The organism is Streptomyces sp. NPDC046308, from assembly GCF_055588065.1.
The window spans coordinates 1-26,587 of sequence record NZ_JBVJFB010000015.1 but is presented as its reverse complement, the minus strand read 5'-3'; the positions used below and the strand labels follow the sequence as shown (position 1 = coordinate 26,587).

20 protein-coding genes are annotated in these 26,587 nt (G+C 72.2%); 12 read left to right on the top strand and 8 right to left on the bottom strand.

The features are described 5' to 3' along the window. The first annotated feature begins 160 nt into the window (after positions 1-160). Both ACZ6JT_RS35095 and ACZ6JT_RS35090 read left to right on the top strand, forming a co-directional pair. Entirely contained in the window at positions 161-424 is a 264-nt protein-coding gene (locus ACZ6JT_RS35095) for a hypothetical protein (protein ID WP_365481998.1), read from the top strand. Beyond that, positions 421-807 carry a PIN domain-containing protein gene (locus tag ACZ6JT_RS35090; RefSeq protein WP_469216252.1) on the top strand — a complete coding sequence of 129 codons (387 nt, stop codon included), beginning with the start codon at positions 421-423 and terminating at the stop codon, positions 805-807. Before ACZ6JT_RS35095 ends, ACZ6JT_RS35090 begins: the two co-directional genes overlap by 4 nt. An 11-nt stretch (positions 808-818) precedes the next feature. On the opposite strand, the gene ACZ6JT_RS35085 is transcribed toward ACZ6JT_RS35090, so the two are convergent. From ACZ6JT_RS35085 to ACZ6JT_RS35065, 5 genes are read right to left on the bottom strand one after another with little or no spacing between them, the layout of a single operon-like run. After that, a complete protein-coding gene (locus ACZ6JT_RS35085; protein WP_469216249.1) occupies positions 819-2,129 on the bottom strand; it encodes a DUF58 domain-containing protein in 1,311 nt (436 codons plus the stop codon). Then, positions 2,129-3,115: an AAA family ATPase gene (locus tag ACZ6JT_RS35080; protein ID WP_469216248.1), complete on the bottom strand. Its 987-nt coding sequence runs from the start codon at positions 3,113-3,115 to the stop codon at positions 2,129-2,131. The genes ACZ6JT_RS35085 and ACZ6JT_RS35080 overlap by 1 nt, the downstream gene beginning before the upstream one ends. After that, entirely contained in the window at positions 3,112-4,722 is a 1,611-nt protein-coding gene (locus ACZ6JT_RS35075; RefSeq protein WP_469216246.1) for a DUF4350 domain-containing protein, read from the bottom strand. Before ACZ6JT_RS35075 ends, ACZ6JT_RS35080 begins: the two co-directional genes overlap by 4 nt. Further along, positions 4,719-5,354, bottom strand: a complete 636-nt coding sequence (locus ACZ6JT_RS35070; protein WP_469216244.1) for a DUF4129 domain-containing protein — start codon at positions 5,352-5,354, stop codon at positions 4,719-4,721. The genes ACZ6JT_RS35075 and ACZ6JT_RS35070 overlap by 4 nt, the downstream gene beginning before the upstream one ends. Then, positions 5,354-6,595, bottom strand: a complete 1,242-nt coding sequence (locus tag ACZ6JT_RS35065; RefSeq protein ID WP_469216242.1) for a glycerophosphoryl diester phosphodiesterase membrane domain-containing protein — start codon at positions 6,593-6,595, stop codon at positions 5,354-5,356. The genes ACZ6JT_RS35070 and ACZ6JT_RS35065 overlap by 1 nt, the downstream gene beginning before the upstream one ends. Positions 6,596-6,855: 260 nt before the next feature. On the opposite strand from ACZ6JT_RS35065, the gene mtrA reads away from it, so the two are divergent. The 6 genes from mtrA (at position 6,856) to ACZ6JT_RS35035 (ending at position 14,164) form a co-directional block, all read left to right on the top strand. Continuing rightward, positions 6,856-7,545, top strand: a complete 690-nt coding sequence (mtrA, locus tag ACZ6JT_RS35060; protein ID WP_189747360.1) for a two-component system response regulator MtrA — start codon at positions 6,856-6,858, stop codon at positions 7,543-7,545. A 1-nt stretch (position 7,546) separates the two neighbouring features. Further along, complete coding sequence (mtrB, locus tag ACZ6JT_RS35055) at positions 7,547-9,502, top strand: MtrAB system histidine kinase MtrB (protein WP_469216240.1); 1,956 nt, start codon at positions 7,547-7,549, stop codon at positions 9,500-9,502. Further along, on the top strand, positions 9,492-11,357 hold the full coding sequence (locus ACZ6JT_RS35050; protein WP_469216237.1) for an LpqB family beta-propeller domain-containing protein: 1,866 nt from the start codon (positions 9,492-9,494) through the stop codon (positions 11,355-11,357). Before mtrB ends, ACZ6JT_RS35050 begins: the two co-directional genes overlap by 11 nt. A gap of 97 nt (positions 11,358-11,454) precedes the next feature. Continuing rightward, on the top strand, positions 11,455-12,228 hold the full coding sequence (locus ACZ6JT_RS35045; protein WP_469216235.1) for a ComF family protein: 774 nt from the start codon (positions 11,455-11,457) through the stop codon (positions 12,226-12,228). 293 nt (positions 12,229-12,521) lie between these two features. Then, positions 12,522-13,217 carry a ribosome hibernation-promoting factor, HPF/YfiA family gene (hpf, locus tag ACZ6JT_RS35040; RefSeq protein ID WP_469216254.1) on the top strand — a complete coding sequence of 232 codons (696 nt, stop codon included), beginning with the start codon at positions 12,522-12,524 and terminating at the stop codon, positions 13,215-13,217. A gap of 194 nt (positions 13,218-13,411) precedes the next feature. Next, on the top strand, positions 13,412-14,164 hold the full coding sequence (locus ACZ6JT_RS35035) for a response regulator (RefSeq protein WP_469216234.1): 753 nt from the start codon (positions 13,412-13,414) through the stop codon (positions 14,162-14,164). Positions 14,165-14,191: 27 nt separating this feature from the next. Here ACZ6JT_RS35035 and ACZ6JT_RS35030 read toward each other — a convergent pair whose 3' ends face one another. Continuing rightward, positions 14,192-15,352 (bottom strand): winged helix-turn-helix domain-containing protein, encoded by a 1,161-nt coding sequence (locus tag ACZ6JT_RS35030; RefSeq protein ID WP_469216233.1) that lies wholly within the window; start codon positions 15,350-15,352, stop codon positions 14,192-14,194. Positions 15,353-15,361: 9 nt separating this feature from the next. Next, complete coding sequence (locus ACZ6JT_RS35025) at positions 15,362-15,943, bottom strand: GNAT family N-acetyltransferase (RefSeq protein ID WP_469216231.1); 582 nt, start codon at positions 15,941-15,943, stop codon at positions 15,362-15,364. 241 nt (positions 15,944-16,184) lie between these two features. On the opposite strand from ACZ6JT_RS35025, the gene secA reads away from it, so the two are divergent. Beyond that, entirely contained in the window at positions 16,185-18,989 is a 2,805-nt protein-coding gene (gene secA / locus ACZ6JT_RS35020) for a preprotein translocase subunit SecA (RefSeq protein ID WP_469216229.1), read from the top strand. A 176-nt stretch (positions 18,990-19,165) separates the two neighbouring features. On the opposite strand, the gene ACZ6JT_RS35015 is transcribed toward secA, so the two are convergent. Continuing rightward, a complete protein-coding gene (locus tag ACZ6JT_RS35015; protein ID WP_469216228.1) occupies positions 19,166-19,609 on the bottom strand; it encodes an Rv3235 family protein in 444 nt (147 codons plus the stop codon). A gap of 301 nt (positions 19,610-19,910) precedes the next feature. On the opposite strand from ACZ6JT_RS35015, the gene ACZ6JT_RS35010 reads away from it, so the two are divergent. The 3 genes from ACZ6JT_RS35010 (at position 19,911) to ACZ6JT_RS35000 (ending at position 26,425) form a co-directional block, all read left to right on the top strand. After that, positions 19,911-20,411, top strand: coding sequence for a DUF6912 family protein (locus tag ACZ6JT_RS35010; RefSeq protein WP_469216226.1), 501 nt, complete (start codon positions 19,911-19,913; stop codon positions 20,409-20,411). After that, positions 20,408-21,073: an HAD family hydrolase gene (locus ACZ6JT_RS35005; protein ID WP_469216223.1), complete on the top strand. Its 666-nt coding sequence runs from the start codon at positions 20,408-20,410 to the stop codon at positions 21,071-21,073. Before ACZ6JT_RS35010 ends, ACZ6JT_RS35005 begins: the two co-directional genes overlap by 4 nt. A 372-nt stretch (positions 21,074-21,445) precedes the next feature. Continuing rightward, positions 21,446-26,425: an NAD-glutamate dehydrogenase gene (locus tag ACZ6JT_RS35000; protein ID WP_469216221.1), complete on the top strand. Its 4,980-nt coding sequence runs from the start codon at positions 21,446-21,448 to the stop codon at positions 26,423-26,425. Positions 26,426-26,587: the final 162 nt, after the last annotated feature.

Below are 26,587 nucleotides of genomic sequence, written 5' to 3'. Positions count from 1 at the left end.
CTTTCAGCGCCGATGGTACTGCAGGGGGGACCCTGTGGGAGAGTAGGACGCCGCCGAACAATCATTGCGGGAAGCCCCGCACCAGACCCTTCGGGGTCCGGTGCGGGGCTTTTCTGCGTTCACCCCCCAAGGGATGTTTACGTGGACGTATACTCGGAACATGTCTGATGCCATGATCCGTGTGCCGGCCGAGGTGAGAGACCGCCTGGCCGTCATCGCAGAGTCCCGTGGGACGTCGATCCGGTCTCTGGTGCAGGAGTTTGCCGAGACGACGCTGACCGCAGAGGAGCGGCGGGAGCGGGCGGAGCGGGCTCGGGCCTACATGTCCGAGCACTTCGGGGTGGACGTGACTGCCGAGGAGAGTGCGGCCATGGGACGTAAGCTCCGTGAGGCCTTCGCGCGGCAGGAGGACGCGGCCGCGTGATCCAGCACCACCTGGTCCTGGACACGCCGTCCTTGCTTGCGCTGTCCGGGAACCGGCAGGTGTCCGCGCTGATCCACCACGCCCATCTCGATGCGGACACCCGCTTGTGGGTGCCGGTGCTGTCGGTCCTCGAGGCCGACGTGGTTCTCGCGGGGATCGCTGAGCACATCGGCCAGCTCGACGAAATCCACATGCTCGACCTCGACTATCCGGCCGTCCTCGCTGTGGCACAGATGTGCCGCGAGGGAGTGCCGGCCGGTGTCGCGGCCGCCGTCCATGCCGCACGTCACCTGCCCGAGTGGGGCTCGCAGGCACTGGTTGCCACGGTCGAGCCGAAGGCCTACGAGGGGCAGGGAGTGGGCGTCTTCGATCTGAACCGCTGAGCCTTCGCTCCTCAGAGGCGGCCGGCGGCCTTGAGGGACAGGTAGGCGTCGGCCAGGGCCGGGGCGAGGGTGTCCGGGGTGGCGTCGACCACGTGGACGCCGTGGCGGGAGAGCTGGTCGGCGGTGCGGCGGCGCTGGGCCTGGGCCTGGGTGCCGGCCGCGGCTTCGTAGACCGCGTCCACGCTGCCGCGGGACTTCGTCATCTCCGCGACGTGCGGGTCGGCGACCGAGGCGAGCAGGACCGTGTGGCGCTGTGTGAGCCGGGGGAGCAGCGGGAGCAGGCCCTCTTCGATCGGGGCAGCGTCCAGGCTCGTCAGGAGGACCACCAGGGACCGGCGCGGGGCGCTGCGCAGGACGGTGGAGACCAGGGTACGGGCGTCCGTCTCGACCAGTTCCGGTTCGAGGGAGGCCATCGCGTTGACGAAGGACGGGAGGACGTCGGCTGCCGCGCGGCCCTGGACCTGGGCGCGGGGGCGGCGGTCGTGGGCCAGCAGGTCGACGCGGTCACCGGCGCGGGTGGCGAGGGCGGCGAGGAGCAGGGCCGCGTCCATCGCGGAGTCCAGGCGGGGGGCGTCGCCGACGCGGCCCGCCGAAGTACGGCCGGTGTCGAGGCAGATGAGGATGTGCCGGTCGCGTTCGGGGCGCCAGGTGCGGACGGCCACCTTTTGCTGGCGGGCGGTGGCCCGCCAGTCGATCGAGCGGGTGTCGTCGCCGGGGACGTAGTCGCGGAGGCTGTCGAACTCGGTGCCCTCACCGCGCGTCAGGACGCTGGTACGGCCGTCCAGTTCGCGCAGCCGGGCCAGTCGGGAGGGGAGGTGCTTGCGGCTGGTGAAGGGCGGCAGGACCCGGACGGTCCAGGGGGACACGTGGGAGCCCTGGCGGGCCCACAGGCCCAGGGGCCCGTACGAGCGGATCGTGACGCGGTCCGCGCGGCGGTCACCTCGGCGGGTGGGGAGCAGACGGGTCGTCAGCCGGCGGCGTTCGCCCGCGGGGACGACCATCTCGTGGCGGGAGGCGGCGGCCTCCGTGCCCGGGCGCCAGCTGCTCGGCGGCCAGGCGTCGCGGACGCGGGCGCGGAGGGTGCGGCTGCCGGGGTTGGTGACGGTGAGGTGGACGTCCGCCGGTTCGCCGAGGCGGACCGAGGTGTCCCCCGAGCGGGCCAGCACCAGGCTGCGGACCGGCGCCGCCAGGGCGTAGTCGACCGCGCAGGCCAGGGCGATCGGGCCGTTGACCGCGAGCATCCCCGCCCAGCTCGGTTCGAGGGCGCCGACCGGAATGCTGCCGAGGGCCGCCAGCAGGGCGGCGCGTCCGGTGAGGGCCATCAGCGGGGGACGGGGACGTGGGAGAGGATCGCCGTGATGACGGCGTCAGCGGTGACTCCCTCCATCTCCGCTTCCGGGCGCAGCTGGACGCGGTGGCGCAGGGTCGGCAGGGAGAGCGCCTTGACGTCGTCGGGGGTGACGTAGTCGCGGCCGGTGAGCCAGGCCCAGGCGCGGGCGGTGGCCAGCAGGGCGGTCGCGCCGCGGGGGGAGACACCGAGGGTGAGCGAGGGCGACTCGCGGGTGGCGCGGCAGATGTCGACGACGTAGCCGGCGATCTCGGGGGACACGGAGACCTTGGCGACGGCGTCGCGGGCCGCTTCGAGCTGGGCGGGGCCGGCGACCGGGCGGACGCCGGCGGCGTGCAGGTCGCGGGGGTTGAAGCCGGCGGCGTGGCGGGCGAGGACACCGATCTCGTCCTCGCGAGACGGCAGGGGGACCGTCAGTTTGAGCAGGAACCGGTCCAGTTGGGCTTCCGGCAGGGGGTACGTGCCCTCGTACTCGACCGGGTTCATGGTGGCGGCGACCAGGAAGGGCTCGGGGAGCTTGCGAGGGGTGCCGTCGACCGTGACCTGGCGTTCCTCCATCGCCTCCAGGAGGGACGACTGGGTCTTCGGGGGCGTGCGGTTGATCTCGTCCGCGAGGAGGAGGTTGGTGAAGACCGGGCCGTTCTGGAAGGAGAACTCGGCGGTGCGGGCGTCGTAGACGAGCGAGCCGGTGACATCGCTCGGCATCAGGTCGGGGGTGAACTGGACGCGCTTGGTGTCGAGTGCGAGGGAAGCGGCGAGGGCCCGTACGAGGAGGGTCTTCGCGACGCCCGGGACGCCTTCGAGGAGGACGTGGCCGCGGCACAGGAGCGCGACGACGAGACCGGTGACGGCCGAGTCCTGGCCGACCACGGCCTTGCCGATCTCGGTGCGGAGCGCTTCGAGGGAAGCGCGGGCGCTGTCCGCGGTCACAGCCGTGGACTCGGTGGCCGGGTACGTCATGACGTACGGACCTCTCTTTCGAGGGCGTCGAGGTGGTCGGCGAGCGCGACGAGTGCCGCGTCGTCGGAGGGGGTGGGGCCGAAGAGGAGGGCGGTGACGTCCAGCGTGCCGTCTCGTGTCCCGTCTCGCGTGTCGTCCGTGAGCCGGGCGGAGACCGCCGGGGCGAGGGCGGCGGGGTCGTGGGCACGGGTGGGCGGTACGCCGGTGAGGGCGGCGAGGCGTTCGCGGGCGGCGGCGCGCAGCACGGTGGCGGCGCGGTCGCGGGCGCCGGCCTTGCGGTAGAGGCGGGCGCGGCCCTCGGTGGCCTCGGAGGCGCGGATGACGACGGGCAGCCTCTCGGTGACGAGGGGGCCGAGCCGGCGGGCACGCCACATGGCCGCGAGGGCGGCGGCCAGGAAGAGCTGGAGCAGGGCCCAGGACCAGCCGGACGGGATCAGGTCGAAGAGGCTCTTCTCCCCGCCGGCGCCGGCGTCCGGGTCGGAGTCCGCGAGGGACGGCAGGTACCAGACGAGGTCCGGGCGGGAGCCGAGGAGTTGGAGCGCGAGGGAGGCGTTGCCCTCCTCGGCGAGGCTTTCGTTGAGGAGGATCGTCTCGGATCCGAGGAGGACCGTGTCGCCGCCGGTTCCTGCCGGGAGGGTGAGCAGGGTGGGGTGGCCGCCGCTGGGGTAGCAGGCGGTGACGCCGGGGAGGGTGGTGGTGTAGCGCAGGCCGCCGCCGGTTGCGGCGCGGCCGGCGGAGGTCGCGGCGGGCAGGGCGCAGTCGGGGGCCGGGGCGTCCGTGGTGGCGTCGCCCTGGACACGGACGCCGGGGGAGAGGTCGGCGAGGCTGTGGCTGCCGGGGGCGAGCAGGACGGTGCGGCCGCCGGAGAGGTCGATGGCCGAGCGGATGGTACGGCGCTGGGTGCTGCCGAGCCGGTCGGGATCGGTGACCAGGAGGGTCGTGCGGGGGCCGGTGGCCTCGGCGGCCTCGGCGGCCGTGGTGACGACGCGGGTGGTCACGCCGCGGGCCTTGAGGAGCTCGGCGACGGCCCGGCTGCCGAGGGGGTCGGCGGAGCGGGGGTCGAGGTAGCCGTGGCGCGTGCCGGAGTTGAGGGCGGCCAGGATGATGACGCCGGTGGTGAGGACGGCGAGTGCGGCGAGGAGGCGGCGGGCTTGGCGTGTGCGGGTCGCCTTGCCGGCGGGGGTGGCGGGGGTGGGGTCGTCTGTGGCGGTGCCCGTGTCGTCCGTGGCGGTGCCCGTGTGGTGGGTGCGGAGGGCCGTGGCCGTGCTGGTGCCGCTGGTGGGGTTGGCCGTGGCCGTGCCCGCCCCGGTGCCGGTGCCTGTGGCCGTGGCGTTGGTGGGGGCGGTTTCGGCGGGGCCGGGCGCGCGCCGGGACGTCTCCTCGGACGCCGAACGTGACGAGGGGTCGGAGAGCTCGGCGGCAGTGCGTTCGGCGCCCTGCGGGGATCGCCCCGACACACACCCGTCCCCGCCGAAACCGCCCTGGGGGTCGGTCGGTTCGGCCCCGTTGCGGGTCGTCCCCTCTGGAGATTCGATCGGTGTGCCGTCGACGCCCTTGCCGTCCTGGGGGGTGGGGTCCTGTGGGGGGTGCCACGGCATGTGCGTCATGGGGTGGGTCCCGTCAGGAGGGGCTTCGTGGTGGTGAGGGTGAGGTCGAGGGAGCGCAGGCGGGCGTACGTGTCGGCGTCGGCGGTGCGGCCGCCGTAGGTGACGTCGTCGAAGGTGCGGGCGGCGGCGCGCAGGGCCTCGGCGTGGGCGGGGAGGGAGACGGCGGCTTCGGCGGCCGCCTCGTCGGCGGTGCGGCCCGGGCGGGGGTCCAGGAGGGTGCGTTCCTCCAGGGAGCGGACGACGGCGCGCATGCGTTCCTGGACGGCTTCGGTCCACCGGGCGGCGGCGGCGTGGGCGTCGGCGGCCTTGCGGTGGTCGGCGGCGCTGCGGATGCCGTCGTCGAAGAGGGTGCCCGGGGAGGTGGGGGTGCGCCGGGGGGAGCCCAGGCGCCACCACAGGGCGGCTGCCGCCAGGAGGACCAGGAGGAGGACGGCGATCAGGCCGACGGGGCCTCCGGGGGTCGCCCCGGAGGCGGCGCCGAAGAGGTCGTCGAGCCAGTCGAAGAAGGCGCGGGTCGCGCGGTCCAACGGGCTCGGGTCGTTCTCGTGGTACATCGGCTTCGACAGCTCGCGCTCGGCCGCCTCACGGGCGGCCTCGCGCGGTGTCGTCACCGGCGGGACCTCCGCGAGCATCACCCGTAGTTCTCGACGCCGGCCGCCCGGGCGAGCTCCAGGTCGAGGCCCTCGCGTCGGATCCGCTGGTCGACGTAGAGGAGGACGGTGACGCCGGACTGGAACGGCATGACGATGGTCTGCGCGATGATCAGGCCGATGGCGGAGAGGATCAGCGTGCCCCAGGCGGTCTGGGCGGAGCCGTCCGTCAGGGCGTCCATTCCGCCGCCGAAGGCGATGAGGCCGGCCCACTGGAACGGCATGACGATCATCGCCGCGAGCAGGGCCGCGATGAAGCCGGTGAGGAGCGTGATGCCGAAGACGCGCCACCAGGCGCCCTTGACCAGCTTCGAGGAGCGGGCGAAGGCCTTGAGGACGGTGCTCTTCTCCAGCATCAGGGCGGGCGAGGCCAGGCTGAACTTGATCCCCAGCCAGAGCAGCAGGGGGAGCCAGACGACGAAGCCGAGGACGATCAGGCCGATGTTGTCGGCGAGGATGCCGGGCAGGACCAGTACGGCGCCCATCACCAGGGCGCCGAGGGCCATCAGCAGGGTGAGCCCGGCCAGGCGCAGCAGCTGGGGGCGGGCGTCGCGCCAGGCGGCGGAGACCGAGGAGTTCTGGCCGAGTACCGCCCGGCTGAAGATCATGGTGAGCATCGCGGTGACCACGATGGTGCCGAGGACCTGGATGAACTGGTTGACCGCCGACGCCCCGAGGGTGCTGCCGAGGCTGTCGAACATCTGCTCGGCCGTGACGTCCTCGCTCGGCGCGAGGACGAGGTCCTTCAGCATGTACCTCTGCACGAAGACGCCGATGACCTGGACGACCGTGGCCACGACCAGGGTGATGGGCAGCACCGAGCGCCAGTGCGTGCGCATGGTGGCGACCGCGCCGTCGAGGATCTCACCCAGGCCCAGGGGGCGCAGGGGGATCACACCGGGCTTGGCGGCCGGGGGGGTGCCCCATTGGCCGGGGCCGCCCGGGTAGCCGTACTGGGGGCCGTTCTGGGCTCCGTACGGGGCGTTCTGGGGCTGGCCCCAGCCTCCCGTGGCCGGCTGCGGCGGGGTCGGCGGGGTCTCCGGAGTGCCCGGGCTCGACCACTGGCCGGGCGGGGGCTGCTCGGCGGACCACTTGGGGTCGCCGGCGGGCCGGTCGGGCTGCTGCGCGCCGCCGTCGGTGCCGGGCTGGTCGGCGGGGGTTCCCGGCCGATCGCCGTCGGACGGAGAGGATCCGGGCGTAGCCCAGCCCGGAGAGTCGTTCATCGTCGCTCCTTCACGTGCACCTGCTCGGCGGGGGCGCTGGTCGCTGCCATCGTGCCACGTGGGGGGCCCGAACGGAGTAGGGGATTGTGAGGCCCCCGTGACCCTGGCCGTCCCCCCGGAGCTCCGGCAGCCCTTACCTTCAAGTGTCGCCCGGATCCGGGGCAGACTGGTCGACCTGATCTCCACGCAGGTCGGAGGGGCGATTTCCAGCCCTTTTGGCTGTGGGGCAGCTCACCGCCGGGTAACGATTAGCTAATGGGATGATGTCAACCATGAAGGGACGCGTCCTTGTCGTCGACGACGACACCGCGCTGGCCGAGATGCTCGGCATTGTGCTGCGTGGAGAAGGTTTTGAGCCGTCGTTCGTAGCGGACGGCGACAAGGCACTTGCTGCCTTCCGGGAGGCGAAGCCGGACCTGGTGCTGCTCGACCTCATGCTGCCCGGACGGGACGGCATAGAGGTGTGCAGGCTGATCAGGGCCGAGTCCGGTGTGCCGATCGTGATGCTCACCGCCAAGAGCGACACGGTGGACGTCGTCGTGGGCCTGGAGTCCGGGGCCGACGACTACATCGTCAAGCCGTTCAAGCCGAAGGAGCTGGTGGCCCGCATCCGGGCCCGTCTGCGCCGCTCGGAGGAGCCCGCGCCCGAGCAGCTGGCCATCGGTGACCTGGTCATCGACGTGGCCGGGCACTCGGTCAAGCGCGACGGCGCCTCGATCGCCCTGACCCCGCTCGAGTTCGACCTGCTGGTCGCCCTCGCGCGCAAGCCCTGGCAGGTGTTCACCCGCGAGGTGCTGCTGGAGCAGGTCTGGGGTTACCGGCACGCGGCGGACACCCGTCTGGTGAACGTGCACGTGCAGCGCCTGCGCTCCAAGGTGGAGAAGGACCCGGAGCGCCCCGAGATCGTCGTGACGGTGCGCGGTGTCGGCTACAAGGCCGGACCCAGCTGAGGTGCAGTCCGGCACGTCCGCCGCGTCCGGCAGCGGCCGCGGCGGCTCCCGCTGGCGCGGCCTCTGGGCCGGCCGGCCGTTCCAGGACGGTGCGCCGGGCAGCCCCGTGCTGCGGCTGTTCGTGCGCCTCGTACGACGGCCGCTGGTTCCGGCTGTCCGGCTGTGGCGCCGCAACATCCAGCTCCGGGTGGTCGCCGCCACCCTGCTGATCTCGCTGGCGGTGGTCCTCGCCCTGGGCGTCGTCGTGATCGCCCAGGTCAGCAGGGGGCTCCTCGAGGCCAAGGAGCAGGCGGCGCAGAGCCAGGCGGCGGGCGGGTTCGCGGTCGCGCAGGAGAAGGCCAACGCCCCCGCGACCGTGGACGGGCCCGACGCCACCGACAACAAGGTCGGCCGGGACGCCAGCACCTGGATGAACTCCCTGGTCAAGCAGTTGGCCAGTGGCGGCCAGACCGCCTTCGAGGTCGTCGCGCTCGGCGCCGGCACCGGGGAGCAGACCCTGCCCGGGACACAGGGCGTCAAGGGCGCCCGGGCCTCGGGCAACGTCGATCCGACCGCCAGCGTGCCCGTCAAGCTGCGCAAGGCCGTCAACCACGCCACCGGCGCCTTCAAGACCTTCTCCGAGATCCGCTACACCGCGGGGTCCGGGGGCAAGGCCCCCGAGCCGGCGCTGGTCGTGGGCAAGCGGCTCACCGACATCAACGGGGATCCGTACGACCTGTACTACCTCTTCCCGCTCACGCAGGAGCAGGAGTCCCTCAACCTGATCAAGGTCACCATCGTGACCGCGGGCCTGTTCGTCGTCGTCCTGCTCTGCGGCATCGCCTGGCTCGTCGTACGCCAGGTGGTGACCCCCGTGCGGATGGCCGCCGGGATCGCCGAGCGGCTCTCGGCCGGGCGGCTCCAGGAGCGGATGAAGGTCACCGGCGAGGACGACATCGCGCGCCTGGGCGAGGCCTTCAACAAGATGGCGCAGAACCTCCAGCTGAAGATCCAGCAGCTGGAGGAGCTGTCGCGGATGCAGCGCCGGTTCGTCTCGGACGTCTCGCACGAGCTGCGCACCCCGCTGACGACGGTACGGATGGCGGCCGACGTCATCCACGACGCCCGCGTCGACTTCGACCCGATCACCGCGCGCTCGGCCGAGCTGCTCGCCGGGCAGCTCGACCGCTTCGAGTCGCTCCTCGCCGACCTGCTGGAGATCAGCCGCTTCGACGCCGGGGCCGCGGCCCTGGAGGCCGAGCCGATCGATCTGCGGGAGGTCGTGCGCCGTGTCATCGACGGGGCCGAGCCGCTCGCCGAGCACAAGGGCACGCGGATCCGCGTCCTCGGCGACACCCAGCCGGTCATCGCCGAGGCCGACTCGCGGCGCGTGGAGCGGGTGCTGCGCAATCTCGTCGTCAACGCGGTGGAGCACGGCGAGGGCCGTGACGTGGTGGTCCGGCTGGCGTCCGCGGGCGGGGCCGTCGCCGTCGCCGTACGGGACTACGGCGTCGGGCTGAAGCCCGGCGAGGCCACCCGCGTCTTCAACCGCTTCTGGCGGGCCGACCCGGCCCGGGCCCGCACGACCGGCGGGACCGGCCTCGGCCTGTCCATCGCCGTCGAGGACGCCCGGCTGCACGGCGGCTGGCTCCAGGCCTGGGGCGAGCCGGGCGGCGGCTCGCAGTTCCGTCTGACCCTGCCGCGCACGGCCGACGAGCCGCTGCGGGGCTCTCCCATCCCGCTGGAGCCCGAGGATTCCCGGGCCAACCGGGCCAGGGCCGCCGCCGAGGCCGCCGGCCGTACGGTGGACCGTCCGGCCGCGGACCCCGGCGACAGGTCGCCGATACCGCCGCGGTCGCCGGTCACCGGAGCGCTGCCGGTGCCCGCCGACCCGACGGCCCTGCCGGGGAACGGGGCCCGGGTGGTGGCCCGCCCGGCCGAGCAGGCACAACAGGAGGATCGAGCCGATGGACGCTGAGCCCGACGACGCGCGGCCCGGGGGCGGCGCGCGGGTCCGGGGCCGGCGGCTGCGCACCCTGCGGGCGTACGCCTTCGGCGCGGCCGGACTGCTGCTCGCCGGCTGCGCCTCCATGCCCGACCACGGCGAGATCCGCCCGGTGCAGGCCTCGCAGGGCGTCGACTCGCAGGTGCGCGTGTTCGGCGTACCGCCCGCCGACAAGGCGAGCGCGGCCGACATCGTCGACGGCTTCCTGGAGGCGATGACCAGCGACGACCCGCAGCTGGAGACCGCCCGCAAGTACCTCACCGAGGAGGCCGCGAAGAGCTGGAAGCCCGGCTCCTCCGTCACCGTGCTCTCCTCCGGCCTGGACCGGGTCTCGATCCGCGGCGAGAAGGACCCGGACGGGCCCCGCTGGAAGGTGACCGGCACGAAGCTCGCGACCGTGGACGAGCGCAGCGCGTACCAGCCGCAGACCGGCGGTGAGAAGTACGAGGAATACCTCCAGCTCGTCCAGGACGAGGACAAGCAGTGGCGGATCTCGTCGCCCCCGAACGGTCTCGTGCTCAGCGAGTCGGACTTCCAGCGCATCTACATGCCCGTCAACAAGTACTACTTCGCGGGCGGCACGCTCGTCGCGGACCCGGTGTACGTGCGCCAGCGCACCGATCCGGACTCGCGGATGGACCCCACGACGCAGACCGTGCAGTCGCTGCTCGCGGGGCCGTCCAGGTGGCTCGGCCCCGTCGTCGAGTCCAGCTTCCCCACCGGCACGGAGCTGCGGGAGGGCACCAAGTCCCTTTCGTACGACGGCCAGAACACGCTGCGGGTGCCGCTCAACGACAAGGCCGACAACGTTGCCCAGCCGCAGTGCAAGAAGATGGCCACCCAACTCCTCTACACGGTCAAGGATCTGACGGGCTCCCGGCTCGACCAGGTCGAGATCCTGCGCTCCGACGACAAGTCGTCCTCGCTGTGCTCGGTGACCGAGCTGAACGCGGCCGCGATCGCCAACCGGCCCCGGATCCCCGACTACCAGTACTTCGTCGACGACCAGAAGCGGCTGGTCCGGATGAAGCTGGACGTGACCAGCGAGGAACAGCAGCGGGCCGAGGCCGTGCCGGGGCCGCTGACCACCACACCCGTCTTCAAGGTCGGCTCGGCGGCCGTGACCTACGACGAGCGGCGCGCGGCCGTGGTCTCCGAGGACGGGCACGGGCTGTACGTGGTGCCCCTGGTGGGCGGCGGACCCATGCCGCAGCCCCTGCCGGTGGCCAAGGGCAGCACGCTGACGGCGCCCAGCTGGGACGCGGCCGGCGACCTGTGGGTCGCGGACGCCGATCCGCAGCACCCGGGGCTGTGGCGGGTGCCCGGCGGGGCCGGTACCCCGGAGAAGGTCCAGGTGGCCGGGCTGGACGGCGGGCGGATCGCCTCGCTCAAGGCCTCTTCCGACGGGGTGCGCATCGCGCTCCTCGTGGAGCGGAACGGCCGCAAGAACCTGTACGTCGGGCGGATCGAACGGCCCGACGCCCAGGGCGACGCCTCGGCGGTGTCGGTGCGAGAGCTGCGCCGGGCCGCCCCGCAGATGGCGGACGTGACGACGATGAGCTGGGCGCCGCACGGGCGGCTGCTCGTGGTGGGCCGGGAGAGCCGCGGGGTGCAGCAGGCCCGCTACATGCTGGCGGACGGCTCGATGGTCGCGGCGAGCCTGCCGGGCGCGGCCGGTCTGTCCGCGGTCGCGGCCGCGGCCTCGGAGGACGAGTCGAAGCCGAAGCCGGTGGTGGCGTACTCGGAGGACGGGATCGTGTACCTGCCTCCGGGCGCGCAGTGGCGCACGGTGGCGGTGGGCGGCAAGGCTCCCGTGTACCCGGGCTGACCTGCGACCGGGGCGCGGCTGCGGGCGCCGGTGAGGGCTGCCCGCGGCTCTGTCCACAGGGGTGGCGGGCTCCGTCGGGCTCCCTCAGTGTGGAGGGGTGCACGGGTGGTGGCGGGAGCTGGCCGGGCTGGTCCTGCCGGTCGACTGCGCCGGCTGCGGGGCGGCCCGGGTGCTGGTGTGCGCCGGCTGCCGGGAGGCGCTGAGCGGAGCGGGCGCGGGGCCCGTAGGGCCCTCTCCGCGCCCCCCGGGCCTGCCGGTGGTGTGGGCCGCCGCCGTCTACGACGGGGGTGTACGGGCCGTCCTGCTGGCCCACAAGGAGCGCGGGGCCCTGCCGTTGGCCGGGGTGCTCGGTGAGGCCCTGGCGGGGGCCGTCCTGGCGGGCGGCCCGGTCCGTGCGGGCCCGGCCGCGACGGAAGTGGCCCTGGTGCCGGTGCCGTCGGCGCGCCGGCAGGTCCGGGCGCGCGGGCACGATCCGGCGCGCCGGATCGCCCTGGCGGCCGCCGGGCGGCTGCGGCGGGCCGGTGTTCCCGCACGCGTGGCGCCCGTACTGCGGCTGCGGCGGGCGGTGGCGGACCAGGCGGGCCTCGGGGCCCGGCAGCGCCGGGAGAACCTCGCGGGGGCGCTGGCGGTGTGCCGGGACGGGGCGCGGCTGACGGACGGGGCCGAGGTCGTGCTCGTGGACGACCTGATCACCACCGGGGCGACGCTGGCGGAGGCGGCCCGGGCGGTGCGCGGGGCCGGGCTGTGCGCGGGACCGGGGGACGCCCTGCGGGCAGCGGTGGTCGCCGCGCCCGCGGACTCCTTCGGGCGGCTCCCCGGGGCGGTGCCCCGCCGGACTGCCACGCGTACAGGTCGAAAATCTCGTGAATAGATTCGGAACTGGCGGGGAAGGCCCATCGTTGCAGGTAGTAAGAGGGAACAGCCACTTGACTGGAAGTACATTCCGGTAGCGGGTGCCGACAACCGTCATAGAGGGATATGTTCGGTTGTAAGGAACTCAGGAGGCTGTCTCTCGACTCCGAAGTCGGTGGGGTGTCGATCTTGCCGATGGGGGAGGAGGAGGTGAAAGTCGCCAAGTCCGAGGCTCCGGCCTTCACCGGAGTCTGGTGCGAAAGGGAGACGCTTCGCCCCGTCGGGCGGAGCTATCCGGGAACGGAGTTCTGCGTGGACATCGTCGTCAAGGGCCGCAAGACCGAAGTGCCCGAGCGGTTCCGCAAGCACGTGGCCGAGAAGCTGAATCCGGAGCGGATCCAGAAGCTCGACGCCAAGGTGATCAGCTTGGACGTCGAGGTGTCCAAGGAGCACAACCCGCGGCAGGCCGACCGTTCCGACCGCGTGGAGATCACCCTGCGTTCGCGGGGCCCGGTGATCCGGGCCGAGGCCGCCGCCGCCGACCCGTACGCGGCGCTCGACCTCGCTCAGGACAAGCTGGAGGCCCGGCTGCGCAAGCAGCACGACAAGCGCTACACCCGCCGTGGCAACGGCCGGCTCTCGGCCGCGGAGGTCGCCGACGTCGTGCCGGGGGTCGCGTCGCTCAACGGCAGTGGCCAGGTGGTCACCGAGGAGAAGACGGACGGGGTTCCGGTCACCCGGATCGGATCCATCGAGGTGCAGGGCGAAGGCCCGCTCGTCGTCCGCGAGAAGACCCACTCGGCCGCACCCATGTCGCTCGACCAGGCTCTCTACGAGATGGAACTGGTCGGCCACGACTTCTATCTGTTCGTCGACTCCGAGACGAAGCTGCCCAGCGTGGTCTACCGGCGTCACGCGTACGACTACGGCGTCATCCATGTGAACCCCGACGGTGCCTCCAGCTCGGAGGAGCCGCGAGGCGGCGCCGGCGGCGCGCTCGGCGGCTGAAGCGAACCATTCGCTGCCCCCGCGGGGACGCTCCGGCGTCCGCGCGGGGGCACCTGCATGACGGGTATTGCGCCAGGCGGGTCCTCGGCGACCCCCCGCGCCGTGGCGCGGGCATGGAATCATGGCGGGCAGTCAACCGGCTGCGGAGTGTGTCCGGTTGGCCCAGCAGCTCAGCACATGCAGGGGGAGGAACGATGGCGGACAGCTTCGGGCCGGTGCGCGGGGACGACGGCGCGGGCTGCCGTGGCGCGGACCGGACGGCGGAGTCCGGCGCCTCGCCGGCCGGGGAACCGATCCGGGTGCTCGTGGTCGACGACCACGCGCTCTTCCGGCGGGGGCTGGAGATCGTCCTCGCGCAGGAGGAGGACATCCAGGTCGTCGGTGAGGCCGGGGACGGCGCGGAGGCGGTGGACAAGGCGGCCGACCTGCTGCCGGACATCGTCCTGATGGACGTGCGGATGCCCCGGCGCGGCGGGATCGAGGCGTGCACCTCGATCAAGGAGGTGGCCCCCTCCGCGAAGATCATCATGCTGACGATCAGCGACGAGGAGGCCGACCTCTACGACGCGATCAAGGCGGGCGCGACCGGGTACCTCCTGAAGGAGATCTCGACGGACGAGGTGGCCACGGCCATCCGCGCGGTCGCGGACGGCCAGTCCCAGATCAGCCCGTCGATGGCGTCGAAGCTGCTCACCGAGTTCAAGTCGATGATCCAGCGCACCGACGAGCGCCGGCTGGTGCCGGCGCCGAGGCTGACGGACCGGGAGCTCGAGGTCCTCAAGCTGGTGGCCACCGGCATGAACAACCGCGACATCGCGAAGGAGTTGTTCATCTCCGAGAACACCGTGAAGAACCACGTCCGCAACATCCTGGAGAAGCTCCAGCTGCACTCCCGGATGGAGGCCGTGGTCTACGCGATGCGCGAGAAGATCCTCGAGATCCGCTGACCCGGACAGGCGCTGACCCGGACAGGTCTAGAGCGCGGCGAGCTCGGCCGTGACGGCCGCCGCCTCCGCGGGCGAGCCCGCGCGCTCGACCCGTACGTCCTCGCAGCCGACCCACTCCGCCGCTTCCCGCAGGGCCAGCGCCATCGGGCCGGCCGCCTTCGGGGAGGTCAGCGAGAGCTGCCGGGCGACCAGCGTGCGGCCCTCGCGGGCCGGGTCCACGCGGCCCTGGAGCCGGCCGCCCGCCAGCAGCGGCATCGCGAAGTACCCGTGAATCCGCTTGGGCTTGGGGACGTACGCCTCCAGGCGGTGGGTGAAGCCGAAGATCCGCTCCGTCCGGGGGCGGTCCCAGACCAGGGAGTCGAAGGGCGAGAGCAGCGTGGTGCGGTGGCGGCCCCTGGGGGGCGTCGCGAGCGCCGACGGGTCGGCCCAGGCGGGCTTCGACCAGCCCTCCACCTCGACCGGGACCAGTCCGGAGTCCGCGATCACCGCGTCGAACTGGTCCCCCTTGAGGCGGTGGTAGTCCGCGATGTCGGCGCGGGTGCCGACGCCCAGGGACCGGCCGGCCAGGGCGACCAGGCGGCGCAGGCACTCGCGGTCGTCCAGGTCGTCATGGAGCAGCGCGTCGGGCACGGCCCGCTCGGGGAGGTCGTAGACCCGCTTCCAGCCGCGGCGCTCGCTGCACACCACCTCGCCGGTGTCGAGGAGCCATTCCACGGCGATCTTGGTCTCGGACCACTCGAACCACTCGCCGCCGTTCTTCGCGCCGCCCAGCTCGGTGGAGGTCAGCGGGCCGTCCGCCCTCAGCCGGTCCAGGACCGCCCGCGTCGAGTGCTGCTTGTCCTGGAGGATGTGCCAGCGGTGGCCGCGCGCCCGGTTGGCCCGGCGGCGGAAGGCGAAATGCGGCCATTCCTCGATGGGGAGGATGCAGGCCGCGTGGGACCAGTACTCGAAGGCGTGACGGTCGGACCAGTACGCCTTCTCCACGGTGTCCCGGCCGACCGCGCCGAGGCGTGCGTACGGGATCAGCTCGTGCGAGCGGGCCAGTACGGAGATGGTGTCGAGCTGTACGGCGCCCAGGTGGCGCAGGACCCCGCGCACACCTCCGCGGCGGTCGGGCGCACCGAGGAAGCCCTGTGCGCGCAGGGCGATCCGGCGGGCGTCGTCGGCGGAGAGGGAGAGCGCAGTCATGCCCGCACCCTAGGCGGCGCCACTGACAGCGGGCAGGTACGGCAGCCGCGAGGGCAGGCCGAGGTCGGAGGGGAGCAGGGCGCCGACCCAGCAGTCGCGGGCGGTGCCCCGCTGCTCGATGCCCGCCCGCAGGACGCCCTCGACCCGGAAGCCGGCCCTCTCGGCCACGGCCTTCGAGCCGGCGTTGCCCACCTCGGCGCGCCATTCCAGCCGGCTGACGCCGAGCGCGGTGAAGGCCCAGCGGGCGACGGCCGTCACGGCCTCGGCCATGTAGCCCCGGCCGCGGTGTTCCTTCACCGCCCAGTAGCCGATCTCGTACGACTCGGCGCCGTGCACGTGCACGCCGACGGCCGCGACCAGCGGGCCCCCGGCGCCGAGGCGGACGGCGAAGGAGAAGGCGGTGTCCTCGCGCCAGCCGTTCGGCACGAGCTCGTTCACGAAGGAGTGCGCGTGCGCGCGTTCGTACGGGGAGGGGACCCGGGTCCAGCGCTGGATGTCCGGGTCCTGGGCCGCCGCGTAGACCTCGTGCTCGTCCGCTGCGACGAAGGGCCGCAAGACCAGTCGGTCCGTGGTGAGTGTGATGGGCTCCATGAACGGATTCTGCTGCTGCCGGGGTGTCCCGGGCGAACACTTTTCGGGAATCCCCCCGGGGGATGCGGCACCTTCCGTGCGCCCCGTACGTTCTCAATCCGGGCACCCGTGCCCCCACGGGAACGGCGGACCTCCCGACGTGGCCACGTCCTCGCTTACGATGGCCGTTGCGGTGGGGCCCACCTGCCGTGCCCGCGGTACGTACAGTGCCCAGGCCCGACCGGCAAGGAGACAAACCTCGGTGTCCGTCTTCAACAAGCTCATGCGTGCAGGCGAGGGCAAGATCCTGCGCAAACTGCACCGCATCGCGGCCCAGGTCAACTCCATCGAAGAGGACTTCGTCAACCTCTCCGACGCCGAGTTGCGTGCGCTCACGGACGAGTACAAGCAGCGCTTCCAGGACGGCGAGAGCCTGGACGACCTGCTGCCCGAGGCGTTCGCGACCGTACGCGAGGCGGCCAAGCGCGTCCTCGGCCAGCGGCACTACGACGTCCAGATCATGGGTGGCGCGGCGCTGCACCTCGGCTACGTGGCCGAGATGAAGACCGGTGAGGGCAAGACCCTCGTCGGCACGCTGCCGGCGTACCTGAACGCGCTGTCCGGCAAGGGCGTCCACCTGATCACGGTGAACGACTACCTCGCCGAGCGCGACTCCGAGCTGATGGGCCGGGTGCACAAGTTCCTCGGCCTGGAGGTCGGCTGCATCCTGGCGAACATGTCCCCGGCGCAGCGCCGCGAACAGTACAACGCGGACATCACGTACGGCACGAACAACGAGTTCGGCTTCGACTACCTGCGCGACAACATGGCGTGGTCCAAGGACGAGCTCGTCCAGCGCGGCCACAACTTCGCCGTGGTCGACGAGGTCGACTCGATCCTCGTCGACGAGGCCCGCACCCCGCTGATCATCTCCGGCCCGGCCGACCAGGCCACGAAGTGGTACGGCGACTTCGCGAAGCTGGTGACCCGCCTGACCAAGGGCGAGGCCGGCCAGCCGCTGAAGGGCATCGAGGAGACCGGCGACTACGAGGTCGACGAGAAGAAGCGCACCGTCGCCATCCACGAGTCCGGCGTCGCCAAGGTCGAGGACTGGCTCGGCATCGAGAACCTCTACGAGTCGGTGAACACCCCGCTCGTCGGTTACCTCAACAACGCGATCAAGGCCAAGGAGCTCTTCAAGGCCGACAAGGACTACGTCGTCATCGACGGCGAAGTCATGATCGTCGACGAGCACACCGGCCGTATCCTCGCCGGCCGCCGCTACAACGAGGGCATGCACCAGGCGATCGAGGCGAAGGAAGGGGTGGACATCAAGGACGAGAACCAGACCCTCGCCACGATCACCCTGCAGAACTTCTTCCGCCTCTACTCGAAGCTGTCGGGCATGACCGGTACGGCCATGACCGAGGCCGCCGAGTTCCACCAGATCTACAAGCTCGGCGTCGTCCCGATCCCGACCAACCGCGACATGGTCCGCAAGGACCAGCCGGACCTGATCTACCGGACCGAGGTCGCGAAGTTCGCCGCCGTCGTCGACGACATCGCGGAGAAGCACGAGAAGGGCCAGCCGATCCTCGTCGGTACGACGTCGGTCGAGAAGTCCGAGTACCTCTCCCAGCAGCTCTCCAAGCGCGGCATCCCGCACGAGGTGCTCAACGCCAAGCAGCACGACCGTGAGGCGACGATCGTCGCCCAGGCCGGCCGCCGCGGCGCCGTCACCGTCGCCACGAACATGGCCGGCCGCGGTACGGACATCAAGCTCGGCGGCAATCCGGACGACCTCGCCGAGGCCGAGCTGCGCCAGCAGGGCCTGGACCCGGAGGAGCACATCGAGGAGTGGGCGCACGCCCTCCCCGCGGCGCTCACCCGGGCCGAGGCGGCCGTCAAGGCCGAGTTCGAGGAGGTCAAGGAGCTCGGCGGGCTGTACGTGCTGGGCACCGAGCGCCACGAGTCGCGCCGCATCGACAACCAGCTGCGCGGCCGCTCCGGCCGACAGGGCGACCCGGGCGAGTCCCGCTTCTACCTGTCGCTGGGCGACGACCTGATGCGCCTGTTCAAGGCGCAGATGGTGGAGCGCGTCATGGCGATGGCGAACGTGCCGGACGACGTGCCGATCGAGAACAAGATGGTGACGCGCGCCATCGCGTCGGCCCAGTCGCAGGTGGAGACCCAGAACTTCGAGACGCGCAAGAACGTCCTGAAGTACGACGAGGTCCTCAACAGCCAGCGCGAGGTCATCTACCGCGAGCGCCGCCGCGTCCTGGAGGGCGAGGACCTCCAGGAGCAGGTCCGCTTCATGATGGACGACACCATCGACGCGTACATCGCGGCCGAGACGGTCGAGGGCTTCGCCGAGGAGTGGGACCTGGAGCGGCTGTGGAGCGCCTTCCGGCAGCTCTACCCGGTGAAGGTCACCATCGAGGAGCTGGAGGAGGCCGCGGGCGACCGCGCGGGCATCACCGCCGAGTTCATCGCGGAGTCCGTCAAGGACGACATCCACGAGCAGTACGAGGCGCGCGAGAAGACGCTCGGCTCCGAGATCATGCGTGAGCTGGAGCGGCGCGTGGTCCTGTCGGTGCTCGACCGCAAGTGGCGTGAGCACCTGTACGAGATGGACTACCTGCAGGAGGGCATCGGCCTGCGGGCCATGGCCCAGAAGGACCCGCTGGTCGAGTACCAGCGCGAGGGCTTCGACATGTTCAACGCCATGCAGGAGGGCATCAAGGAGGAGTCCGTCGGCTACCTGTTCAACCTGGAGGTCCAGGTCGAGCAGCAGGTCGAGGAGCTTCCGGTGCAGGACGCGGCGCCTTCGCTGACGAAGGAGCCGGCGGCGGCCGGGGCCGGGCGTCCGGAGATCCGGGCGAAGGGGCTGGACGCTCCGCAGCGGCCGGACCGGCTGCACTTCTCCGCGCCGACCGTGGACGGGGAGGGCGGTGTCGTCGAGGGCGACTTCGACAGTGACGCCGCCGGTGAGGGTGACGGCATGACGCGGGCGGAGCGTCGCAAGGCGCAGAAGGCTGCCGGTGGGCGGCGCCGCAAGAAGTGACCCCTGCGGGGTCGAACCGTCGGCCGGGGCCGGACACCTACGGGTGTCCGGCCCCGGCCGCGTTTCTGTGGGCGGGTGCGGCGCCGTTGCGGGGGCTCCGCCCCCGGGCCCCCGCGCCTCAAACGCCGGCGGGGCTGGATTGTGCCGGCGGGGCTGGGCGGTGCGGTCGGGCCGCGTCACGGCAGGGGGCCCTGGAGTTCTACCGCTGCGCAGCGCCAGCGGAGGTCCGGGCCTTGTTCCAGGCGGAAGGCCATGGCGGTGAGGCGGTCGCCCGTGGCGATGCGGGCGAAGGCCTCGATGACGCCCGGGCCGGGAGTGAAGCGGCCGCACTGGCGGATGACCGGGCGGAGGCGGTCGTGGAGGGGGCCTGTGGGGGCCAGGGTGACCAGCTGCTGGTACGCGGGGCCGACGGTGTGGCCCAGGAGCGAGTGGACCGGGCGGCGGCCGCTGACGACCGCCAGGAGGTGTTCGGCGAACCAGTGGTGCGGGCCGAGCCGCAGCGTGCGCGGGGGGCCGGCCGGGCGCCGCGGATCGCGCCGTCCGGCGGGCCGGGTGCGGGCGCGGCCGCCCGGCCTGCGGCCCCCGTCGCTGCCGATCGTGCCGCGCGTCGTCGTGTCCATGGCGATCTGCCCCCGAACAGGCCGGGCCCGGAGCGGTACCGGGCGGTAACTTGATGGGGATCTTCTACGGTCGCCGAACACGCTCCGCAACCACGCGCACCGCCGGGCCGCCCGCCGCCCCGGTTCACCTATCCGAGTGCGCGCCGGTCCCTGCCCGGCGCCGTACCGAGCGGGTACGGGGACGGGGTTGACGGCCGCGGGTCCGGGTGCGGCACCTCGAAGGGGTACCGACTCCGTCACCCTGACGGACCCTCCGAGTCGTATCCTGGGGGAGTTTTCCGACTACCGAAAGCAGCCGGCCATGCGTGTGTACGTCCCCCTGACCCTCCCCGGGCTCGCCGAGGCGCACAAGGCGGGTGAGCTGGGCCCCGCCCCGCTGCGGGCGTACGCCGTCACCCCCGGGCTCCGCGAGTGGTACGTGTCGGACGACATCGAGGAGCTGGAGTACGCGGCTCTGAACCGGGCCGCCGTCGCCTCCCTGCGGCTGCTCGCCGCGGACGCGGCCGCCCCGCGCCGCCGCGTCGTCGTCGCCCTCGACGTCGACGACAAGGCCGCCACCGCCACCCCCGGCGTCGACGAGGCCACCCTCGGCCAGGTGACCCTGGCCGCCGCCGTACGGCTCACCGTGGCCGCCGCCGTGCACGTGGACGCCGACGACGCCGAGGAGGACGTGGCCGCCGCCGCGCAGGCCCTCCCCGCCGCCGACGGCGGGGACGGGGACGCGCAGTTCGTCGTCGACGGAGCCGAGGACCACGAGCTGCTGTGGTTCGGCGTGCAGGAGATCCCGGGGCTGCTGAAGTGACCGAAAAGCACATCGTCTGGGACTGGAACGGCACCCTCCTCCACGACATCGACGCCGTCATGGCCGCGACCAACGCCTCCTTCGCGGAACTCGGCTTCGCGCCGATCACCCTGGAGACCTACCGCGACCTGTACGTCGTGCCGGTGCCGAAGTTCTACGAGCGCCTCATGGGGCGGCTGCCCACCGACGAGGAGTGGGTGGTCATGGACGAGGCCTTCCACCGGCACTACTGGGCCGCGGCCGAGGACGCCGGGCTCGCCGACGGCGCCCGCGAGCTGCTCCAGGAGTGGCAGCGGGACGGGCTCACCCAGTCCCTGCTGTCGCTCGCGCCCCACGAGAAGCTCGTACCACTGGTCCGGACCCACGGAATCGACCACCACTTCCTGCGCGTCGACGGGCGGACCGGTCCCTCGCACACGTCGAAGGCGGGACACCTCGTACGCCACCTGGCCGCCCTGGACGGGACGGGCGTGACGGCCGACCGTACGGTCCTCATCGGAGACGCCGTGGACGATGCGCTGGCCGCCGCCCACGTCGGCGCCCGGGCGGTGCTCTACACGGGTGGTTCGCACAGCCGCAGCAGTCTGGAATCGGCCGGTGTGCCCGTCGTGGACACCCTGGCCGAGGCCGTACTGACAGCTCGCGAGCTGGCCGAATTCTGACTGGACAAGCCCGCTGCACGGACAGCCGTTCCGCGTCGCTGGCCAGACTGTCAAAGTTTCACCCCAAGATTTATACAGATGCAGCGAATGACGACCTGGGGGTAGGTCGGGATAGCCTTGTACCCGTGATCAGCGCGATAGTCCTCGGGGGCACTGGAGCCTCCGGCCTGCGCCCGGCGCACGACCGTGCCCGGGCCTTCGCTGATCCCCGCCACCGGGACCTCCAGCCGATCTTGGCTCATTCCCTCCCGGTCGGCTCTCTCGACGGCATAGCGTCGATCCCGAACGGACACCGACTCCCCGCCCCGCGGGACTGTGCCATTCCTTCCTTCACCTACGTCACGCAACGGCGCGCGACAGGAGCCAGAGGACATGCAGACCAAGCTGGACGAAGCAAAGGCCGAGCTGCTCGCACGGGCGGCCCGGGTAGCTGAGCACAGCCCGGCCGGGGGGCTACTTCCGACTGGGTCCGAGCAGGGAGAGCGTCCAGATCAGGACGCGGTGCTCTCCTACCTCCAGCGCTACTACCTGCACACGGCACCCGAGGACCTCACGGACCGGGACCCGGTCGACGTGTTCGGAGCCGCGCTCTCCCACTACCGGCTCGCCGAGAACCGGCCGCAGGGCACCGCGAACGTGCGCGTGCACACCCCCACGGTCGAGGAGAACGGCTGGACCTCCAGCCACTCCGTCGTCGAGGTGGTCACCGACGACATGCCGTTCCTCGTGGACTCCGTGACGAACGAGCTGTCCCGCCAGGGCCGCGGCATCCACGTCGTGATCCACCCGCAGGTCGTCGTCCGCCGTGACGTCACCGGCAAGCTGATCGAGATCCTCGGCCCCGACTGCGACGCGCACGGTCCCCGTACCTCGCGCCCCCACGACTCCCTCGTCGAGTCCTGGATCCACGTCGAGATCGACCGGGAGACCGACCGCGCCGACCTCAAGCAGATCACCGCCGACCTGCTGCGCGTCCTGTCCGACGTACGCGAGTCCGTCGAGGACTGGGAGAAGATGCGCGACGCCGCGCTGCGCATCGCCGAGGGTCTGCCCGAGGAGCCCACCGCCCCGGACCTGCGCGAGTACGAGCTCGAAGAGGCCCGCGAGCTGCTGCGCTGGCTCGCCGACGACCACTTCACCTTCCTCGGCTACCGCGAGTACAACCTCGTCGACGGCGACTCCCTGGCCGCCGTGCCCGGCACCGGCCTCGGCATCCTGCGCTCCGACCCGCACCACAGCGGCAAGGACGACGGCCACCCCGTCTCGCCGTCCTTCAACCGGCTGCCGGCCGACGCCCGTGCCAAGGCCCGCGAGCACCGCCTGCTGGTGCTGACCAAGGCCAACAGCCGCTCCACCGTGCACCGCCCCTCGTACCTCGACTACGTGGGCGTCAAGAAGTTCGACGCCGACGGCAACGTCGTCGGCGAGCGCCGCTTCCTCGGCCTGTTCTCCTCCGCCGCGTACACCGAGTCCGTGCGCCGCGTCCCGGTCGTCCGCCGCAAGGTCGCCGAGGTCCTGGACCGCGCCGGCTTCTCGCCCTCCAGCCACGACGGCCGTGACCTGACGCAGATCCTGGAGACCTACCCGCGCGACGAGCTGTTCCAGACCCCGGTCGACCAGCTCCAGTCCATCGTCACCTCCGTCCTGTACCTCCAGGAGCGCCGCCGGCTGCGGCTGTACCTGCGCCAGGACGAGTACGGCCGCTACTACTCGGCCCTCGTCTACCTGCCCCGCGACCGGTTCACCACCGGCGTCCGGCTGCGCCTGATGGACATCCTGAAGGAGGAGCTCGGCGGCATCAGCGTCGACTTCACCGCCTGGAACACCGAGTCGATCCTCTCCCGCATCCACTTCGTCATCCGCGTCCCGCAGGGCACCGAGCTGCCCGGCCTGACCGACGGCGACGTCGAGCGCATCGAGAGCCGCCTCGTCGAGGCCGCCCGCTCCTGGGCCGACGGCTTCCAGGAAGCGCTGATCGCCGAGTGCGGCGAGGAGCGCGCCGCGGAGCTGCTGCGCCGCTACGGCACCTCCTTCGCCGAGGGCTACAAGGCCGACCACTCCCCGCGCGCCGCCGTCGCCGACCTGGTCCACCTGGAGCGGCTCGCCGCCAGCGACCGCAAGTTCGCGCTCTCGCTGTACGAGCCGGTGGGCGCCGCCCCCGGCGAGCGCCGGTTCAAGATCTTCCGCACCGGCGAGCAGGTCTCGCTCTCCGCGGTGCTGCCGGTGCTGCAGCGCCTCGGCGTCGAGGTCACCGACGAACGCCCGTACGAGCTGCGCCGCTCGGACCGGGTCAGCGCGTGGATCTACGACTTCGGCCTGCGGATGCCCCTGCCCACCGGGACCGGTGACGCCGCGGCGGCCAACTACCTCGGCGACGACGCCCGCGAGCGCTTCCAGGACGCCTTCGCCGCGGTCTGGCAGGGCGACGCGGAGAACGACAACTTCAACTCCCTCGTGCTGAGCGCCGGCCTCACCTGGCGGCAGGCCGTCGTCCTGCGCGCGTACGCCAAGTACCTGCGCCAGGCCGGCTCCACCTTCAGCCAGGACTACATGGAGGACACCCTCCGCAACAACGTCCACACCACCCGGCTGCTGGTCTCGCTCTTCGAGGCCCGGATGTCGCCCGTCCGCCAGGCCGCCGGCAGCGAGCTCGTCGACGCCATGCTGGAGGAGCTGGACGGGGCCCTGGACCAGGTCGCCTCGCTCGACGAGGACCGCATCCTGCGGGCCTTCCTCACCCTCATCAAGGCGACGCTGCGGACCAACTTCTTCCAGACCACCGGTGAGGGCGAGCCGCACTCCTACGTGTCGATGAAGTTCGACCCGCAGGCGATCCCCGACCTCCCGGCACCCCGCCCGGCCTTCGAGATCTGGGTGTACTCCCCGCGCGTGGAGGGCGTCCACCTGCGCTTCGGCAAGGTCGCCCGAGGCGGCCTGCGCTGGTCCGACCGCCGCGAGGACTTCCGTACGGAGATCCTCGGCCTGGTCAAGGCGCAGATGGTCAAGAACACCGTCATCGTGCCGGTCGGCGCCAAGGGCGGCTTCGTCGCCAAGAACCTCCCCGACCCGTCGGTGGACCGCGACGCCTGGCTCGCCGAGGGCATCGCCTCGTACAAGATCTTCATCTCGGCGCTGCTCGACATCACCGACAACATGGTCGCCGGCGAGGTCGTGCCCCCGAAGGGCGTGGTCCGCCACGACGAGGACGACACCTACCTCGTCGTCGCCGCCGACAAGGGCACCGCGACCTTCTCCGACATCGCCAACGGCGTGGCGGAGTCCTACGGGTTCTGGCTCGGCGACGCCTTCGCCTCCGGCGGCTCGGCCGGCTACGACCACAAGGGCATGGGCATCACCGCCCGCGGCGCGTGGGAGTCCGTCAAGCGGCACTTCCGCGAGCTCGGCCACGACACCCAGACCCAGGACTTCACCGTCGTCGGCGTCGGCGACATGTCCGGTGACGTCTTCGGCAACGGCATGCTGCTCTCCGAGCACATCCGCCTGGTCGCCGCCTTCGACCACCGGCACATCTTCCTCGACCCGACCCCGGACGCCGCCACCTCGTACGCGGAGCGCCGGCGCCTGTTCGAGCTGCCGCGCTCCTCGTGGGCCGACTACGACAGCTCGCTGCTCTCCGCGGGCGGCGGCATCCACCCGCGCAGCGCGAAGTCCATCCCGGTCAACGCGCACGTCCGCGAGGCCCTCGGCATCGAGGCGGGCATCACCAAGATGACCCCCGCCGACCTGATGCAGGCCATCCTGCAGGCCCCCGTGGACCTGCTGTGGAACGGCGGCATCGGTACGTACGTCAAGGCGACGGCCGAGACGCACGCGGACGTCGGCGACAAGGCCAACGACTCGATCCGGGTCAACGGCTCCCACGTCCGGGCCAAGGTCATCGGCGAGGGCGGCAACCTGGGCCTCACCCAGCTCGGCCGCATCGAGTTCGCCCGGACCGGCGCCGGCGGCGAGGGCGGCAAGGTCAACACCGACGCCATCGACAACAGCGCGGGTGTGGACACCTCCGACCACGAGGTGAACATCAAGATCCTGCTGAACGCGGTCGTCGCGGACGGCGACATGACCGTCAAGCAGCGCAACAAGCTGCTCGCCCAGATGACCGACGAGGTGGGCCACCTCGTCCTGCGCAACAACTACGCGCAGAACACGGCGCTCGCCAACGGCGCCGCCCAGGCTCCGAGCCTGCTCCACGCCCAGCAGCGCTACATGCGCCGCCTGGAGAACGCCGGACTGCTCGACCGCGGGCTGGAGTTCCTGCCCACGGACCGGCAGATCCGCGAGCTGCTGAGCAGCGGCAAGGGCCTGACCCAGCCGGAACTGGCCGTGCTGTTCGCCTACACCAAGATCACGGTGGCGGACGAGCTCATCGCGACCGAGCTGCCGGACGACCCGTACCTGCGCCGCCTGCTCTTCGCGTACTTCCCGGCCGCCCTGGGCGAGAAGTTCCCCGAGCAGATCGACGCGCACGCGCTGCGCCGCGAGATCATCACCACCATCCTGGTCAACGACACCGTCAACACCGGCGGTTCGACCTTCCTGCACCGCCTGCGCGAGGAGACCGGGGCCTCCACGGAGGAGATCGTCCGGGCGCAGCTCGCGGCCCGCGAGATCTTCGGCCTGGCCGACGTGTGGGACGCGGTGGAGGCGCTCGACAACAAGGTCGCCGCCGACGTCCAGACCCGGGTGCGGCTGCACTCGCGGCGCCTGGTCGAGCGCGGTACCCGCTGGCTGCTGAACAACCGGCCGCAGCCGCTCCAGATCTCCGAGACCATCGCCTTCTTCGCGGAGCGGGTCGGGCAGGTCTGGGCCGAGCTGCCGAAGCTGGTGCGCGGCGCCGACCTGGAGTGGTACCAGTCGATCATGGACGAGCTGATCGGGGAGGGCGTTCCGGAGGAGCTGGCGGCCAAGGTCGCCGGGTTCTCCTCGGCCTTCCCGACGCTCGACATCGTCGCGATCTCGGACCGCACCGGGGCCAACCCGCTGGACGTGGCCGAGGTGTACTACGACCTCGCCGACCGCCTCGACATCACCCAGCTGATGGACCGGATCATCGAGCTGCCGCGGGCCGACCGCTGGCAGTCCATGGCCCGTGCGTCGATCCGCGAGGACCTGTTCGCGGCGCACGCGGCGCTGACCGCGGACGTGCTGTCCGTGGGCGACGGCGCCTCGACTCCCGAAGAGCGCTTCAAGGCGTGGGAGGAGAAGAACGCGGCGATCATCGGGCGGGCCCGGACGACGCTGGACGAGATCCGCGGGTCGGACGACTTCGACCTGGCGAACCTGTCGGTGGCGATGCGGACGATGCGGTCGCTGCTGCGCGCGCACAGCTGATCGGTGGTTCGAGCCGAACGGGCCGGGGGGGGGGGGGGGGGGGGGGGGGGAGGGGGGGGGGGGGGGTGGGGGTGGGGGGGGGGGGGGGGGGGGGGGGGGGGGGGGGGGGGGGGGGGGGGGGGGGGGGGGGGGGGGGGGGGGGGGGGGGGGGGGGGGGGGGGG

Bases quoted from the DNA above. Each gene is read 5' to 3' on its own strand.
- ACZ6JT_RS35095 (WP_365481998.1), top strand. From the start codon at position 161: ATGTCTGATGCCATGATCCGTGTGCCGGCCGAGGTGAGAGACCGCCTG.
- ACZ6JT_RS35085 (WP_469216249.1), bottom strand. From the start codon at position 2,129: ATGGCCCTCACCGGACGCGCCGCCCTGCTGGCGGCCCTCGGCAGCATT.
- ACZ6JT_RS35080 (WP_469216248.1), bottom strand. From the start codon at position 3,115: ATGACGTACCCGGCCACCGAGTCCACGGCTGTGACCGCGGACAGCGCC.
- ACZ6JT_RS35075 (WP_469216246.1), bottom strand. From the start codon at position 4,722: ATGACGCACATGCCGTGGCACCCCCCACAGGACCCCACCCCCCAGGAC.
- ACZ6JT_RS35070 (WP_469216244.1), bottom strand. From the start codon at position 5,354: ATGCTCGCGGAGGTCCCGCCGGTGACGACACCGCGCGAGGCCGCCCGT.
- ACZ6JT_RS35065 (WP_469216242.1), bottom strand. From the start codon at position 6,595: ATGAACGACTCTCCGGGCTGGGCTACGCCCGGATCCTCTCCGTCCGAC.
- mtrA (WP_189747360.1), top strand. From the start codon at position 6,856: ATGATGTCAACCATGAAGGGACGCGTCCTTGTCGTCGACGACGACACC.
- ACZ6JT_RS35050 (WP_469216237.1), top strand. From the start codon at position 9,492: ATGGACGCTGAGCCCGACGACGCGCGGCCCGGGGGCGGCGCGCGGGTC.
- ACZ6JT_RS35035 (WP_469216234.1), top strand. From the start codon at position 13,412: ATGGCGGACAGCTTCGGGCCGGTGCGCGGGGACGACGGCGCGGGCTGC.
- ACZ6JT_RS35030 (WP_469216233.1), bottom strand. From the start codon at position 15,352: ATGACTGCGCTCTCCCTCTCCGCCGACGACGCCCGCCGGATCGCCCTG.
- ACZ6JT_RS35025 (WP_469216231.1), bottom strand. From the start codon at position 15,943: ATGGAGCCCATCACACTCACCACGGACCGACTGGTCTTGCGGCCCTTC.
- ACZ6JT_RS35015 (WP_469216228.1), bottom strand. From the start codon at position 19,609: ATGGACACGACGACGCGCGGCACGATCGGCAGCGACGGGGGCCGCAGG.
- ACZ6JT_RS35010 (WP_469216226.1), top strand. From the start codon at position 19,911: ATGCGTGTGTACGTCCCCCTGACCCTCCCCGGGCTCGCCGAGGCGCAC.
- ACZ6JT_RS35000 (WP_469216221.1), top strand. From the start codon at position 21,446: ATGCAGACCAAGCTGGACGAAGCAAAGGCCGAGCTGCTCGCACGGGCG.